General features: G+C 39.4%; 13 protein-coding genes. 8 read left to right on the top strand and 5 right to left on the bottom strand.

Annotated elements, in window-relative coordinates:
• From EHQ49_RS13925 to rsfS, 5 genes are read left to right on the top strand one after another with little or no spacing between them, the layout of a single operon-like run.
• Positions 1 to 1,266, top strand: coding sequence for a glutamate-5-semialdehyde dehydrogenase (locus tag EHQ49_RS13925; protein WP_135580271.1), 1,266 nt, complete (start codon positions 1 to 3; stop codon positions 1,264 to 1,266).
• A gap of 1 nt (position 1,267) precedes the next feature.
• Positions 1,268 to 1,879: a nicotinate-nicotinamide nucleotide adenylyltransferase gene (locus tag EHQ49_RS13920; protein WP_135580270.1), complete on the top strand. Its 612-nt coding sequence runs from the start codon at positions 1,268 to 1,270 to the stop codon at positions 1,877 to 1,879.
• On the top strand, positions 1,876 to 2,481 hold the full coding sequence (gene yqeK / locus EHQ49_RS13915) for a bis(5'-nucleosyl)-tetraphosphatase (symmetrical) YqeK (protein WP_135580269.1): 606 nt from the start codon (positions 1,876 to 1,878) through the stop codon (positions 2,479 to 2,481). Before EHQ49_RS13920 ends, yqeK begins: the two co-directional genes overlap by 4 nt.
• The gene (locus tag EHQ49_RS13910; protein ID WP_135580268.1) at positions 2,482 to 3,639 is read left to right on the top strand and encodes a LytR C-terminal domain-containing protein; all 1,158 of its coding nucleotides are present in this window, start codon (positions 2,482 to 2,484) and stop codon (positions 3,637 to 3,639) included.
• A 1-nt stretch (position 3,640) separates the two neighbouring features.
• Positions 3,641 to 4,006, top strand: a complete 366-nt coding sequence (gene rsfS / locus EHQ49_RS13905; protein ID WP_135580267.1) for a ribosome silencing factor — start codon at positions 3,641 to 3,643, stop codon at positions 4,004 to 4,006.
• On the opposite strand, the gene EHQ49_RS13900 is transcribed toward rsfS, so the two are convergent.
• Positions 3,993 to 6,053, bottom strand: coding sequence for a thioredoxin domain-containing protein (locus EHQ49_RS13900; RefSeq protein WP_135580266.1), 2,061 nt, complete (start codon positions 6,051 to 6,053; stop codon positions 3,993 to 3,995). The two genes, rsfS and EHQ49_RS13900, sit on opposite strands and share 14 nt — an antisense overlap.
• A gap of 250 nt (positions 6,054 to 6,303) precedes the next feature.
• Here EHQ49_RS13900 and EHQ49_RS13895 point away from each other — a divergent pair, with 250 nt between their 5' ends.
• From EHQ49_RS13895 to EHQ49_RS13885, 3 genes are all read left to right on the top strand, one after another.
• Positions 6,304 to 7,863 (top strand): TolC family protein, encoded by a 1,560-nt coding sequence (locus EHQ49_RS13895; RefSeq protein ID WP_135580265.1) that lies wholly within the window; start codon positions 6,304 to 6,306, stop codon positions 7,861 to 7,863.
• The gene (locus tag EHQ49_RS13890) at positions 7,860 to 9,041 is read left to right on the top strand and encodes a M20 metallopeptidase family protein (protein ID WP_135580264.1); all 1,182 of its coding nucleotides are present in this window, start codon (positions 7,860 to 7,862) and stop codon (positions 9,039 to 9,041) included. The genes EHQ49_RS13895 and EHQ49_RS13890 overlap by 4 nt, the downstream gene beginning before the upstream one ends.
• 70 nt (positions 9,042 to 9,111) lie before the next feature.
• Entirely contained in the window at positions 9,112 to 9,870 is a 759-nt protein-coding gene (locus tag EHQ49_RS13885) for an enoyl-CoA hydratase/isomerase family protein (RefSeq protein WP_135580263.1), read from the top strand.
• Positions 9,871 to 9,880: 10 nt separating this feature from the next.
• On the opposite strand, the gene EHQ49_RS13880 is transcribed toward EHQ49_RS13885, so the two are convergent.
• The 4 genes from EHQ49_RS13880 to EHQ49_RS13865 are packed head-to-tail and all read right to left on the bottom strand — an operon-like array spanning position 9,881 to position 13,826.
• The gene (locus tag EHQ49_RS13880; protein WP_135580262.1) at positions 9,881 to 10,339 is read right to left on the bottom strand and encodes a MarR family winged helix-turn-helix transcriptional regulator; all 459 of its coding nucleotides are present in this window, start codon (positions 10,337 to 10,339) and stop codon (positions 9,881 to 9,883) included.
• Positions 10,340 to 10,348: 9 nt separating this feature from the next.
• Complete coding sequence (locus EHQ49_RS13875) at positions 10,349 to 11,668, bottom strand: aminopeptidase P N-terminal domain-containing protein (RefSeq protein ID WP_135580261.1); 1,320 nt, start codon at positions 11,666 to 11,668, stop codon at positions 10,349 to 10,351.
• Positions 11,665 to 12,726: a lipopolysaccharide heptosyltransferase II gene (gene waaF, locus EHQ49_RS13870; RefSeq protein WP_135580260.1), complete on the bottom strand. Its 1,062-nt coding sequence runs from the start codon at positions 12,724 to 12,726 to the stop codon at positions 11,665 to 11,667. The genes EHQ49_RS13875 and waaF overlap by 4 nt, the downstream gene beginning before the upstream one ends.
• The gene (locus EHQ49_RS13865) at positions 12,726 to 13,826 is read right to left on the bottom strand and encodes a thiolase family protein (RefSeq protein ID WP_135580259.1); all 1,101 of its coding nucleotides are present in this window, start codon (positions 13,824 to 13,826) and stop codon (positions 12,726 to 12,728) included. Before EHQ49_RS13865 ends, waaF begins: the two co-directional genes overlap by 1 nt.
• Positions 13,827 to 13,860 lie beyond the last annotated feature (34 nt).

The following is a 13,860-nucleotide window of genomic DNA, read 5'->3' as shown; positions in this document are numbered from 1 at the left end:
ATGGCAGATGAAAACAAAAACTATGCAAAATCTTTGGCAACGAAAGCCAAGTTAGCCAGTAGAGGCCTAAAAGGTTTAACCACTTTAGAAAAAAACTCAGTTCTGAAACGTGTGGAAGAACTACTTTTGGCAAATGAATCTGCGATCATCGAAAAAAACCAAATCGATATGAAAAATGGTCAGGAGAAAGGTTTATCCTCTTCGATGATGGATCGCCTCCTCCTTGATTCCAAACGAATTAAGTCGATGGCCAAAAGTATCGAAGAAATTCGAAATCTTCCGGATCCCGTAGGCGAAGTGGTTCGGGGAACCATCCTTCCCAATGGACTCGAACTTCTCACCAAACGTGTTCCCATTGGCGTGGTCATGACTATTTTTGAATCTAGACCGAATGTGATCATCGACATAGCTTCATTGTCTTTTAAATCAGGGAATGCTTGTATCTTACGAGGTGGTTCCGAAGCCTTTCATTCGAATTTGATACTTACTTCTTTATTCCACAGGGCTATCGAAGAAGCTAAAATTCCTGGAGTTGAAAAAGATGTCGTTACCTTCGTAGAGAATACAAACAGAGAAGCAATGGTTCCTTTTTTTCAATTAGATGATTTAATTGATGTGATTGTTCCCCGTGGTGGAGAAGCACTCATCCGTTTTGTTTCTGAAAATAGTAAAATCCCTGTCATCAAACATGACAAAGGTGTGACCAATCTTTATCTATCGAACTCTGCAAACGAAAAGATTGTAATGCCGATTCTTGTAAATTCCAAAGTCCAACGACCTGGTGTCTGCAATGCACTAGAGAATTTATTTATCCATAAAGATTATCCGAATATCGCAGGTTTACTCTCTCAATTAGAAACTTCTGGAATTCAAATTTTGGGTGATACATCGATTCAGAAACTTCTTCCTTCCGCAAAACTAGCCTCAGAAGAAGATTTTTATTCAGAATTTTTGGATACAAGACTCAGCATCAAATTAGTTGGCTCTGTTTCGGAAGCTATGGAAAACATTCAGAAATACAGTTCAGGTCATACAGAATGTATTCTATCAGAAGACGTAACGGAGATCCAAACTTTCCAAAAGGGACTGGATAGTGCAGCAATTTTTGTAAACTGTTCCACTCGGTTCCATGATGGTGGTGAGTATGGCCTTGGTGCTGAGGTGGGTATTTCTACAGGAAAACTCCATGTAAGGGGACCGATGGGCCTCATTCACCTAACCACTACAACTACCTATGTAACAGGAAGTGGACAAGTCCGCGGTTAAAATGGAAGTTTTCTTTTTTGGAGGAAGTTTCAACCCCCCTCATCGGGGTCACCGCCATGTGATAGAAACCATTTCCAAAATATATCCGAAGGACCTACTTTATATTTGTCCAAATTATGTTTCCCCTTTCAAACTTGGGGAAAAATCTTTTACACCAGACGAAATTTGGAATCTTTGTTTGGCTGAATTTGAAGGATTACTTTCGAAGAATGTCATCCTCTGGGATGAGGAAATTAAAAAGACGAATATTAGTTATACGATCGATAGCATAAATACCCTGAAGTCTCTCCATCCAAATTCTGAAATCTCTCTTGTGATTGGAGAAGATAATTTAGATTCTTTTGATAAATGGAAATCCTATTTAGAAATTCTAAAGGCCACAAAAAAAATCATCATCGTCCGAAGAGATACACCTCCCCTAAAAGAAATTAGTATCCCTACATTTTTACCCAAATCACAAATTCTCATTTTGGAAAATCCTATTCTTCCTATGAGCAGTAGGGAAATCCGCAAGGTTTCGAATGGAGACTGGGACAGCCAATTTGTTTTACCCAAAACAAGAGTTCTAGCAATGCAGTTTTTAAAGGCTAGACAGGAGAGGAGTTCCGAATGATCCCTTCCCCTTCGGCATCCTTACAAGACTGGACGATTTTTTTTAAAAACGAAGTACCCGTTCATGTTACGGAAACTCGTTTCCAACATATCTTGCGCGTTGCTGGTTATGCCGAATCCCTAGCGGAAATTCATGGTTATCCTTTCCCTGAAAAGGCCTATCTCGCAGGACTCTGTCATGACATCACAAAACAGAAAAAAATGGAAATCCACTATGAGTTATTTCGAAATTATTCTGTAGACACGGATGGAATTCCCGTGCAAGCCCTCCATGCTTTTTCGGCACCACTCTGGCTTCAAAGAGAATACGGATTTCAAGATGTCGAAATAGCAAAAGCCATCTCCTCTCATACACTCGGGAATCCAGAACCTACACTTTTGGACAAAATTCTTTATGCAGCTGATTTTTTGGGCTCTGACTATGCTTTACGGCAACCGGAACTTTCCCTGTGGGTTCAGAAAACAGAGGAAAAACTTGATTATGGTGTTTTTATGAAAGCCTTCCAAACCATTTTCTTTCTTATGGAAAAAAAGGAAGTCATTCATCCCTATACGTTTTATACGTATAACCAATCTGCGAATAATCTAAAGGAAACCAAATAGATGTTACGTGAAGCTCCGAAAAAACAAACAATACCTGCAAAAACTCTTTTAATTGCGGCAGGTTCTTTCTTTTTGATTGCGCTTTTATTCCTAATTTTTCGTTCCAAAGCAGGGTTTTCTTTAGACCAAAAGTTTTCACAAAGCAAACGCCTACCTATCCTCTTTTCTGTATTAGGAGAGAAGGATGAATATTTATTTTCTCTATATGCTGAATTTTATCCCAATGAAAAAAAAGCGGCTCTTTTCTTTGTTAACCCCAAAACAAGTTTTGATGATGGAGACAAATCTCTAAAAGAAAAAGGGAGTTCTGCCCCATCTTATGTGGAATCTGTTTTAGAAGATACTTTAGACTCCAACATCCCTTTTAAAATTGTTTGGACTAAAACACAATTTCAAAATTGGGTTAATTTGCTTGGCGGACTCAATCTTTTTTTTGAACCAAAATCTCTCCACATAACAAAGAATTACGCGAGAAATAAACAAACTTATATTTTAGATGGGGAAGATACTTTTGATTGGATGAGTTCACTTGCTGATGATTCCATGATATCTCATATTCGTCGTTTGGAAATCCAGGAAACAGTTTTGTTGACTATACTAGAAGCGATTCATGAAAAAAAAGATTTACTAGGAAAACAACGAGTCGCTTTCCTCCATTCACAAATGACAACAAACCTATCTCTTAAGGAATGGGAGACATTAGTTGACTTTCTAAAAAAAGAAAAGATCAACTTTGGAGTATCGGAAGTCCCAGGAGAACCCATTGGGCGACCCAAATTCAAAGATGAAATTTTAAAGGCAAATGAAGAAACAGTAAAGGTTGCCTTTCATAAATTTTCCAGTGAACTTCGATCTCTTTCGTTTAGTGAGGGAGAACGAGCTCGAATTGAAGTCCTGAATGGAACCCCAAAAAATGGGCTTGCCAGATATGGGAAGGTGCTTCTGAATGATAAGGGTCTGAAAGTTCTCTCCGTTGACAATGCCTGGGACTCTAGTTTTAAATCCAGTATCATCTTAAACCGCTCCGGAAACACGCAGTACACGGATATTATCTCCGATACCTTCCAAGGACGAAGAGTTTACTTCGCACTTAGGAAAGATCTGGGGCTTGATGCCACTGTGATCCTCGGGGAAGATTTTCAAAATTCCAAGGACTAAAATGCCGAATATCAGTGCCGAGACATTAGAACATCTCAAAAAAATAAAACAGACGTTAATTGACAAAAAATGTGAAAACATCCAGTTTTTGGATCTAAAAGATGTCCATAGTTATCTTTCTTTATTTGTGCTCGCAACAGTAAAAACGGAAACACAAGGAAGGTCTTGTGCTAAGGATATTGATAAGTACATGAAACCTTTGAAACTAGCTGTCAAAAGACAAAACCTCGCCGATCTTCCCAAAGATGCCACTGGTTGGATCCTTTTGGATTACGGTGAAATCTGTGTTCACATCATGACTGACGAAATGAGAACCTACTACTCATTAGATCGTCTTTGGGGTGACGCAGCTCCTATTGTTGTATAAGAGCGACTGCGTCTTCCCAATTGTCTTTTGGTAATTCACAAGTAAAGTTACGACATACATAAATCATCATTCCGGAACCGGCGCTCCTTCCCATAAGTAACTCTAGTTCCGGTGCCAAAACCTTCACTTTAGATTCTTCTAAGACCAACCAAACAAGATTTGGATCTTTGATTTCCCCTAATTTATTTCTGATGGATTGGACTTCAGAAACAGTTTTGTCTTTATAAACCACCAAAACTTCCTTTGAAGGGTATTGAAATTTTTGGAAAGCAGAAATCATAGAAGGATAACTCAAAGAGTTTTCTGTTAGTTCCGGGAGAAAGTAAGCAAAGATCGCATTGGCTTTTGATTCCAAATTGTTGTTTTTATAACCTAAGGAATGCAGAAAATGAAACAAATGTAAGATGGTAGAATTTCCAGATGGCTCCACTCCATCATAACCTTCCATGGTTCTCACAATCAAATCCTCATTTCCATGAAAAGATTCGTAAAATGGACCCACTGTAGAAGCAAAATGAGAAAACAAATATTCCAAAGAACGTTTTCCCATTTTGTAAGCTTCCAAATCTTCATCTAATTGAAACAACTTGAAAGAAACCCAGATGAATTCTGCATAATCAGGAAGTGTTCCAAAATACTTTGCTTCTCCTTCCCGAAACCTTCGGAGAATGGATCCGTCTTCACCTATTAGTTGTGTCTTGATAAACTGATAGACTTTTTTAGCATCTAAAAGATATTCCTTATCCCCAGAGACTTCATAAGCGGAGAGGAGAGCACGAATCCATAGGCAATTCCAGGAAGTGAGAACTTTATCATCGCGTAAGGGGCGAATTCGTTTGTTTCTTTCGGCGAGTAACTTTTCTTTTACCGAGTCTAGTTTCTGTAGGAATTCCGATTTGAATTGGATTCCGTCGACAAAGGGATTTTTTCCCTTCCAATAAAAATTTAAGATGTTTTGGTGTTCAAAATTTCCTTCTTCCGTGACATTCCAAAACCCATGGACTTCCTCTTCCGGAACGACGGTTTGGAATTCCGAATATTTCCAGATATAAAACTTTCCTTCCTCACCTTCGGAATCTGCATCTTCAGCACTCGCAATCCCACCAGCTTCCAAAGACATGTCTCTTCGGATATAGGTGACAATCTCTCGAATTACATCCAAGAAGAACGGATCTTTTGTGGCTCTGAACAGTTGAGAAAGAGATTCAACATACAACGAATTGTCGTACAACATCTTTTCAAAATGGGGAACGAGCCATTCATGGTCGGTCGCATAACGACAAATTCCACCACCCACCTGGTCGTATATCCCTCCAAACTTCATGGCATAAGCTGTGTTAAAAGCCATCTCAAGAGCCCTTGGTTCTTTTTTTCGCAAACTGTATTCCACAAGGAAACTAAGGGCCATACTAGGCGGAAATTTATTCACTGAGTTTGTTTTGAACCCAAAGAACTCTTTATCGTACACTTGGAGATAACGTTCAAAATTTCTTTCAATGATTTCCACTCCCGGAACTTTTCCGGCATTGGTTCTTGTTTCATTATCTCGTAAATATTGGGTTAAGTCGCCGGCAGCTTGAATGAGTTCATCCCTTTGGTTCTTCCAAGCTTCCGAAACCAAACGAAGGACCTCTTTAAAGCTTCGTTTTCCGTAGCGATTTTCGGGAGGAAAGTAAGTTCCGCCAAGGATGGGTTCTTTGACTGGAGTGAGAAACATATTTAGGGGCCAACCACCTTGGGTTCCCATTGCGTGGAGTGCATCCATATAAATTTTATCTATGTCTGGGCGTTCTTCCCTGTCTAACTTGATGCATACGAAATCACGGTTTAAGACTTCTGCTGTAGAATCATCTTCAAATGATTCCCGTTCCATTACATGGCACCAGTGGCAGGTCGAATAGCCAATGGACAAAAGGATGATTTTATCTTCCTTTTTGGCTTTTTCGAAAGCTTCCACTCCCCAGGGAAACCAATCCACGGGATTGTGTGCATGTTGTAACAGATAAGGACTTTTTTCATGAACCAGACGATTCGGTTTTTTCGACATATTTGCCACAATGCACTCCCAGAAACTAAGGTTTCTCCACGTAGCTTTTTACATTTTAGGTTGATTGACAACATTGATTTTTTCATCTTGTCTGAGTAAGGGGTTTAAGAAGTTTCCATTGAACAGTCACAATATTTCTTCCCCGCTTTTTAGCATCAATCCTCGAAAGTTGACCAGTTGGTTAATATCTTTTAGTCTCCTCAGTTTCCCTATTTTTGCGGAATCTGACTTTGAAGAGGATGTAAAACGTATGCAGCTTTCCCAGTGGGAAAACGGCAATACAATTCCAGATTCTCTCCAATCGGGAAATGGCCCAAAAAAGCTCCGCCTAAGCATTTCTCAGGCAATCGAGCAGGTTATTGAAAACAATACCATTGTTCAAAATGCCAAATTGGAGATTGTAAAGGCTGACAGCCCCGAGTGGAAAAACGAATCGAAATACACTTGGAAAGCACTGGCGAGTATCCAATCCTCCAAACAACTTTTTCCAAGTAACCGAAACAACATCTTTGCCGGAACAATTCGTTCTCAAGATAAAATCTCAGCGGGGATAGAGAAACAGTTCAGAACAGGGACTTATTTCAAAACAGAAATCAGCACCATTCGTTATGACGTGAACGCATTCGAAGATCCTAGTGCACAATCTGGATTTGGAAGTTTGCTCGCTGCTCCTCCGATGTATACGGGAGCCGTTTCTGCGACTCTTTCCCAAGAACTTCTCAAATATGGATTTGGTAAAAACGAAGAAGACAAAGAAAAACTTCTGAAAAACCAAACCTTACTCGTTCGAGAAAACTATATCAATATCCTAACTCAACTTGTGGTTAAGATTCTCGTCGATTACTGGTCACTCAGCATTGTAGATTCACGAATTGCTACTTACGAAAAGGTTTCCAAAAACACCGAAGAGATCCGCCGTTTGACCTTACGTAAAACAGGACTTGGGCTTTCAGAAGGTTTCGAAGTCAATCAATGGAATCAGGCTTATTTACGAACTCAATCTCTTTTGGAAAAAGCAAAAGTAGATCGGATAGAAGCAGAAAGAAACCTAGTTCGAATTCTAAACGTTGATACGGGATCTTCTATAGAGGGAATTACTGACTTAAGCGAAACCTTACCCACAGGAATCAACTTAAAAGCTGATAAAGAATATGCACTCAGTCGCAGAACCGACTATCTAATCTTAAAAAGAGAAAGAGAGATCGCAAAACTTGCTTTGAGTACAGCACTTGCCGAAGATGATCCTTCCTTACTCGCAACTTTTTCTTATAGTTCGATTGGACAAAATTTCATTTCTCCTCAGGACAATTTCATTGCACGCCAAAGAGGAATCACTTCCTTTAACCACCCACAAATTCTTGCTGAATTAAAGATGTCTTATCCACTTTGGGATTTAGGAATCAAAGCTGGAATTCGGGATGCGGAAACCAATCTCAAAGTAAATGAGATGAAAATCCAAAACTTGGAACAGGAAATTTCCCAGGAAATTGACAATCGCCATGAAGCATTAGAATCGAGCCATGCTCTTCTCAAAGATCTGTTGAAAACAAGAAAGGAAACGGAGATTTTCTACAACGGGCTCATGGAAAGGTTTCGCCAAGGCCGTTATACCGCTGTTAACGTCAAAAATGCTCTAGATAGTTTAGCAAATGTGGAACTGGCAGTAACCCAAGCCAAAATCAATTTTAATATTAATTTAGTTCGTTATGAGTTGGCAAAAAATTCTCTTTTTGAGAAATATGGACTCGATCTCTATTCCATTTTGGAAGAAGTCGAAAAGAGAGCCAAATTAGAAACTGACAAATTATGAAAATTTATCCCACGAAACGCAAAGAGGAGATGGTTCGTTACAGGCGAACCTTCCACCAGTTTCCAGAACTCAAGTATGAGGAAAAGGAAACTGCCTCTTTTGTACAAGCCCACTTGGAATCTCTTGGATTTCAAGTGGAGTCAGGGATAGCAGAAACCGGTCTTGTTGCCCTCTTTGATTCTGGAATTCCAGGAAAAACTGTCCTTGTCCGAGCCGACATGGATGCTCTCCCCATTCATGAAGAAAACACCCACGACTACAAAAGTAAAACACCAGGGAAAATGCATGCCTGTGGCCACGACGGTCATACCAGCATTCTTATGGCCCTTTCTTCCGAACTAAAGACATCCTTTTCCGAATTTGTTCCCAAAGGTCGTGTTCTTCTATGTTTCCAACCTGCAGAAGAAGGCGGTTCTGGCGCTGATCGTATGATTGCCTCGGGGATTTTGGACCGTTACCAAGTAGATTCTGTATTTGCCCTTCATGTCTGGAATCATATCGATCTTGGAAAAGTGGGAGTTGTGAACGGAACCATGATGGCTTCTGTAGATGAATTCAAAATCTATATCAAGGGAACTTCCGGCCATGGGGCAATGCCTCAACATACAGTGGATCCCATTGTTGTTGGTTCTCATTTAGTCACAGCTCTCCAAACCCTAGTTTCTAGGAATGTTGACCCCTTAGAACCTTGTGTGGTGACTGTTGGTTCTTTTCATTCGGGAAACGCATTCAATGTGATTCCCGAAACTGCGGTTTTACATGGAACTGTTAGAACTTATTCCAAATCAGTTTATGAGATGATTCCGAAACGAATGGAGGCACTCGTAAAACAAGTGGCTTCTGGATTCGGTGCAACCATTGACTTCGAATACAACAGAATCGACAAACCCACAATCAATGACCCGGCAATGGCAGATATAGTGAGAGTGGCGACAAAAAATGTTCTTGGAGAGGACTCACTTACGGAAGAAAATACTAGAACCATGGGTGGGGAAGATTTTTCGGCCTTCCTTATGGAACGACCTGGGTGTTATTTTTTTATAGGTTCGCGAAATGAATCCAAGGGCCTCGTTCACCCACATCACAGTTCCTTTTTTGATTTTGATGAAGACGCTCTTCCCATTGGGCTTTCGGTGATGAAAGAAGTCATTAAAACCTACCTTTTAACCTCCAAATAAAAAAATTCCTCTTGCCGTTTTTTCCACTTTTCCTATTAGTTAGATATCTAACCAAATTCAGAGGATCCAAATGATTTCATTCGAACAAGTAGACGGAATCGGGTTTATCCGATTGGGAATCAATGACAAGAACAGTTTTTCTAACGAATCGTTTTTGGCTTTGAAAAAAACAATCCAATCTGCAAAGGAATCTAATTCCAAAGTTATCGTTTTAAAAAGTGATTCACCAGGGACCTTCTCTTTAGGTCTTGATTTAACCACCGTAAGCACAATGGATATGTCAAAAGATCTGGCACCTTTCTTAAATTTATTCTATGAAAATTTAAAAGACCTTTTCACACTTCCTGTTCCAACCATTGCCGAAATTTCTGGTCATGCACTAGGTTATGGAGCAATGCTTGCTCTTGTCTGCGATTACCGCTATGTTCTAGAAGACATTCGTTTTGGGCTTCCGGAAGTAAAAATTGGAATCCAAGTTCCTTCTTTTATTTATGCTCTTCTTGGCGAAGCTGTTGGAAATGATGCGGCAAAACGACACGTTTTGTTAGGTGATGCCTTTAAAGCAAAAGAAATGCCAACGTTGTTTGAAGAAATTGCCTCAAACGAAGAAGACTTGAAGAAAAAATCCAAGTCCTTACAAACAAAACTGAAAAAAAATTCTCTCTCTGCAATGAAAGATACAAAGGCTGGAATTTTGAATGTTCAAAAAAATCTTTTGGCACTCGTCGAAACAGATATCAAAGCTACCATCCAAAGCATTCAATCCAAAGATGCACAGGAAGGTATTTCCGCTTCGGTCCAAGTCAGAAGACCCGTCTTTACTTCCTAAGAAAGAGATCCTAACTTTCTTTTTTCTTTCGTATGTGTTTGTAAATTTCATCGAGGATAGGATACAAAATGTCCTCGTTTTCTTTTGAAATTCCCCATGTTTGTAACGAAAGGAGTTTTGCCGAAATGGTAACAATTTTCTTTCGTATTTTTTTTCCATCTTTCGACAATAGTAAGGCCCATTCCCTTCCATCACTTGGTGAAGGATTTCTTTCCACAAGACCTTCTTTTACCAAACGATTCACAAGCACCGTACAAGTTGGTTTTGTTTTCTCTATCGTTTTTGCAATTTGAGTCATATTGATGGGGACAGAACTTCGCAAAAGAAAAGTGAGAATTTCAAAATGGGAAGTGGTAAGTCCTGGATACCCTAACCTTTCCATTTCCCAACGTACGATTTCAGCAATTTCTGAACTGATTCGATCGAAATAACGAACCGAGCGGAAACGTTTAGGAAGTTCTCTAGTCATCAATAAAGATCAGACCTTTAGGGCTTCAATATCAGAAATTTCTTTGGGAATAGACTCTGTTAAGTTGATCGGATTTTTTCCATGAATCAAAATATCATCTTCGATACGGATTCCAATCCCTCTAAATTCTTTTGGAATGGAATCGTCTGTGGGATCAAAGTACAAACCTGGTTCTACTGTCACCACCTGACCATCCTTAAGTGGTCTAGACTTTCCTTCTAAAAAATAGCGACCTACATCGTGTACATCCATTCCTAAATAATGGCCCGTACGATGCATATAGAACTTTCGATAAGTACCCTTGTCGATAATCTCTTCTAAACTTCCTTTCAAAAACCCCATTTCTCTTAAGCAATCAGCAAGAAATCGAACGGTTTTTTCATGCACTTCATTGAATGGGGTTCCTACAACAGAACTTCTGATGGCATTTTTTTGAGCATATAAAACAATTTCATAAATTGTTTTTTGAGCTTCAGTGAACTTTTTCCCAACAGGAAAAACCCTGGTCACATCGGCAGTGTAATAATTCCACTCGGCTCCTGAGTCGACTAGAACCAAATCACCATCCTTTAAAATGTCGTCATTGCTCACATAGTGGAGGATACAGGCATTTTTTCCGGCAGCAACAATATGGCCATACCCTCCACCAATGGATCCATATTTTAAGTATTCTTGGTCAAGGAGTGCTTCTAATTCGTATTCATACATTCCCGGTTTACTTTCTCGCATAATACGCATATGACCAAGTTTAGTTACTTCAGCTGCATTTTTTAAAAGCGTAATTTCTTCTTTAGATTTGATTAACCTTTCTTCGTGTAGGAAGTTAGGATTTTCGATGCGCTGCGGACCGAATTTTCCTTCCCGAGCTCGTTCCGAAAGGTTACGGCATTCTGTAATGAGTTCCCGGTCCCGATCAGGATTTTCTCCAAAAAAATAATAAAGAGTATGATTTCCAATAAGGATGGCCGGTTTTTCTTTTTCCCAATCACTTAAGTCATAAGAAAAATCTAAATCTAACATTGATTTAATTTTTTCTTTTCCTAAACGAATTCCTGTCCAAATTTCTTTCTCTTTATCTTTCGGCAAACAGAACATTCCCGAAACCTCACTTGTCAGGACAAGGATTGAATCTTCTTCTGTGATTCCCGTTAGGTAATAAAAATCTGAATTCTGACGAAACTTATATTCTACATCTCGATTTCTAATTTTATGGTTTGCAGCAAAGAGTAAAAAAATCTCCCCTTTTTTTAACTTCTTTTGGATATGCGTGATTCGGCTTTGGTATAACTTTCCGTTGTATTCTCTTATTTTTTTATCAGGCAATTTCATAATTTGATAACTTCCTCTAGGGCTTCAAAGATACGGACTGGGTTTTGGTCCATCATACAACGGAAATGTCCCTCGGGACAAATCCGCCCCCCATGGATTCCACAAGGCCTACAATTTAGACCTTGGACTTCCATAATTTTATGTCTATCAGAAAGACTTCCGTAACCAAAAGCAGGAATGGTAGCACCATATAACATAACCGTCGGTGTATTGAATGCGGAAGCAAAGTGGATGGGGCTTGAATCATTAGAAATGATCGCGTTTGCGTTGCGAATCCAAACCATTAATTCTTTTAAATTTGTTTTTCCCACAAGTGATAAAAGACGATCCCGTTCCCGAAGTTGTAATGGTTCCGTTTTCATCAGACGGAATATATTACTTTCTATTTCTAAATCAGCCTTACTTCCAATAAGAATCACCGTCTCTTTTCGTTTACGAAGGATTTGAGTGATGACACTGACAAATTTTTCTTCAGGCATTCTTTTGGTTTCCCAAAGAGATGATGGTGCAATTAGTATATAACCTTCATCGTTGGAAAGGATCTCCTTTTTTTTATTGGTAAAAGATCCTTCCTCTACTGGACCAGGAAAAAGATAAGGTCTTCTTTCTCTACCAGTTGGATAATCATATTCTTCAAATAATAGTGAAAAAAGTTTTTCGACTTCGTGTGGACCTTGTTTCGGCCTTTGGACGGTCTTTGTATGTAAAAAAGAAAATCCTGACTCTTTGTATCCTATCCTGATAGGAGCCTTTGTCAGGTAAGAAAGTAAACTCGATCGAAAAGAAAAATGCGCAGAGTATACCTTATTAAAATTTTCCTTTTTTAACAAATTAGCAAAGTGTAAAAAAGCAAATGGATTTTTCTTAATCTTCTTTTTATCTAAAGACCAAACTTTTGTTATATCAGGATTATGATCCAATACAGTCTCTGTGCCAGCATTTACTAACACATGAAGTTCTGCTCCCGGATGTTCTGTTTTGACTGCATGAAAAAACGAAGTCGAAAGGATCAGGTCTCCTAGGAAGGCGGTTTGGATGATCAGTATTTTTTCGGGCATCACTCTCTTTCTAATATCGACACAAAGTTGTTTGTAGCAAGTCCACCTATACTTTGTGCTACTGCCAACCGCTTTTCCGGCCATTCCTCAAAGAAGCGGCAAAGTTCTACGATTTGTGCAAGACCCGAGGCACCCACCGGATGGCCCCTTGATTTGAGGCCCCCAGAAGAATTGATAGGGATTTTACCCTTGGGATGAGTGAGACCTGCCTTCACTTGGAATAAGGCCTCTCCTCGTTTGAAAAAACCAGCATCTTCGGCACCTACCAGCTCAAAAGGAGTGAAGGCATCATGTAATTCGGCAAAATCGATATCCATTGGACTCACTCCCGCTTCTTTGTATGCTTTTTCAAAAGCAATGCGGTTGGCAAGAAAACTCGATTCAGCAGAAGATAGGAAGGGAGCCGTACCCGAACCCATTCCTTTCACAACAACGGAGCTAGGATCTTTGGAAAGGATTAGAGCCGCAGAACCATCCGATAGTGGAGAGATATCATAGAGCCCCAAGGGACTCGCAATTTTTGGTTGGTTACTATAATCTTCCCAAGTTAAATTCTTTTTGATATGGGCCTTCGGATTCTTTAGTCCATTGTCATGAAGTTTTTTTGCAATCGCATAAAGATCATCTTCTTTATAACCATAGTCATCTAAATATTTACGAGTGATCATGGCACCACCTTGTGCCATAGACATCCCAAGTAACCTTTGTGAATCAGATAAAACGGAACCTAACAATAGATTACTTTCTTCTCGACTAAGCTCTGACATGAGTTCCGTCGCAACAACCAAACCGTGATCAAATCTGCCACTGAGAATTAAATTCACTCCCAATTGAAACGCTGCAGCACCAGAAGAGGATGCTGTTTCCATTCTTACTGAATACAAATCACGAAGGCCAAGACGATTAGGAAGTTTTGCAGATAAATGGTATTCTTTATTATAAGAATCCGGTGAGAAACTAGCGTAGATAATGAACTGAATTTTGTGAGATTGAAACTCATGTACAGATTGTTTTGCGGTCGCAAAGGATAAATCTAACTGTGATCCTTTGTGTTTTCCGAATACACTCAATGCAGGATTGTGAATGTAAACTTTATTCATACGAATATAGTTTAAGCTTGCCTATTCTATGAAA

The sequence above is a fragment of the Leptospira perdikensis genome (genome assembly GCF_004769575.1).
GTDB lineage: Bacteria > Spirochaetota > Leptospiria > Leptospirales > Leptospiraceae > Leptospira_A > Leptospira_A perdikensis.
The sequence above is the reverse complement of the archived record's forward strand: the minus strand, read 5'-3'. Positions and strand labels throughout refer to the sequence as shown.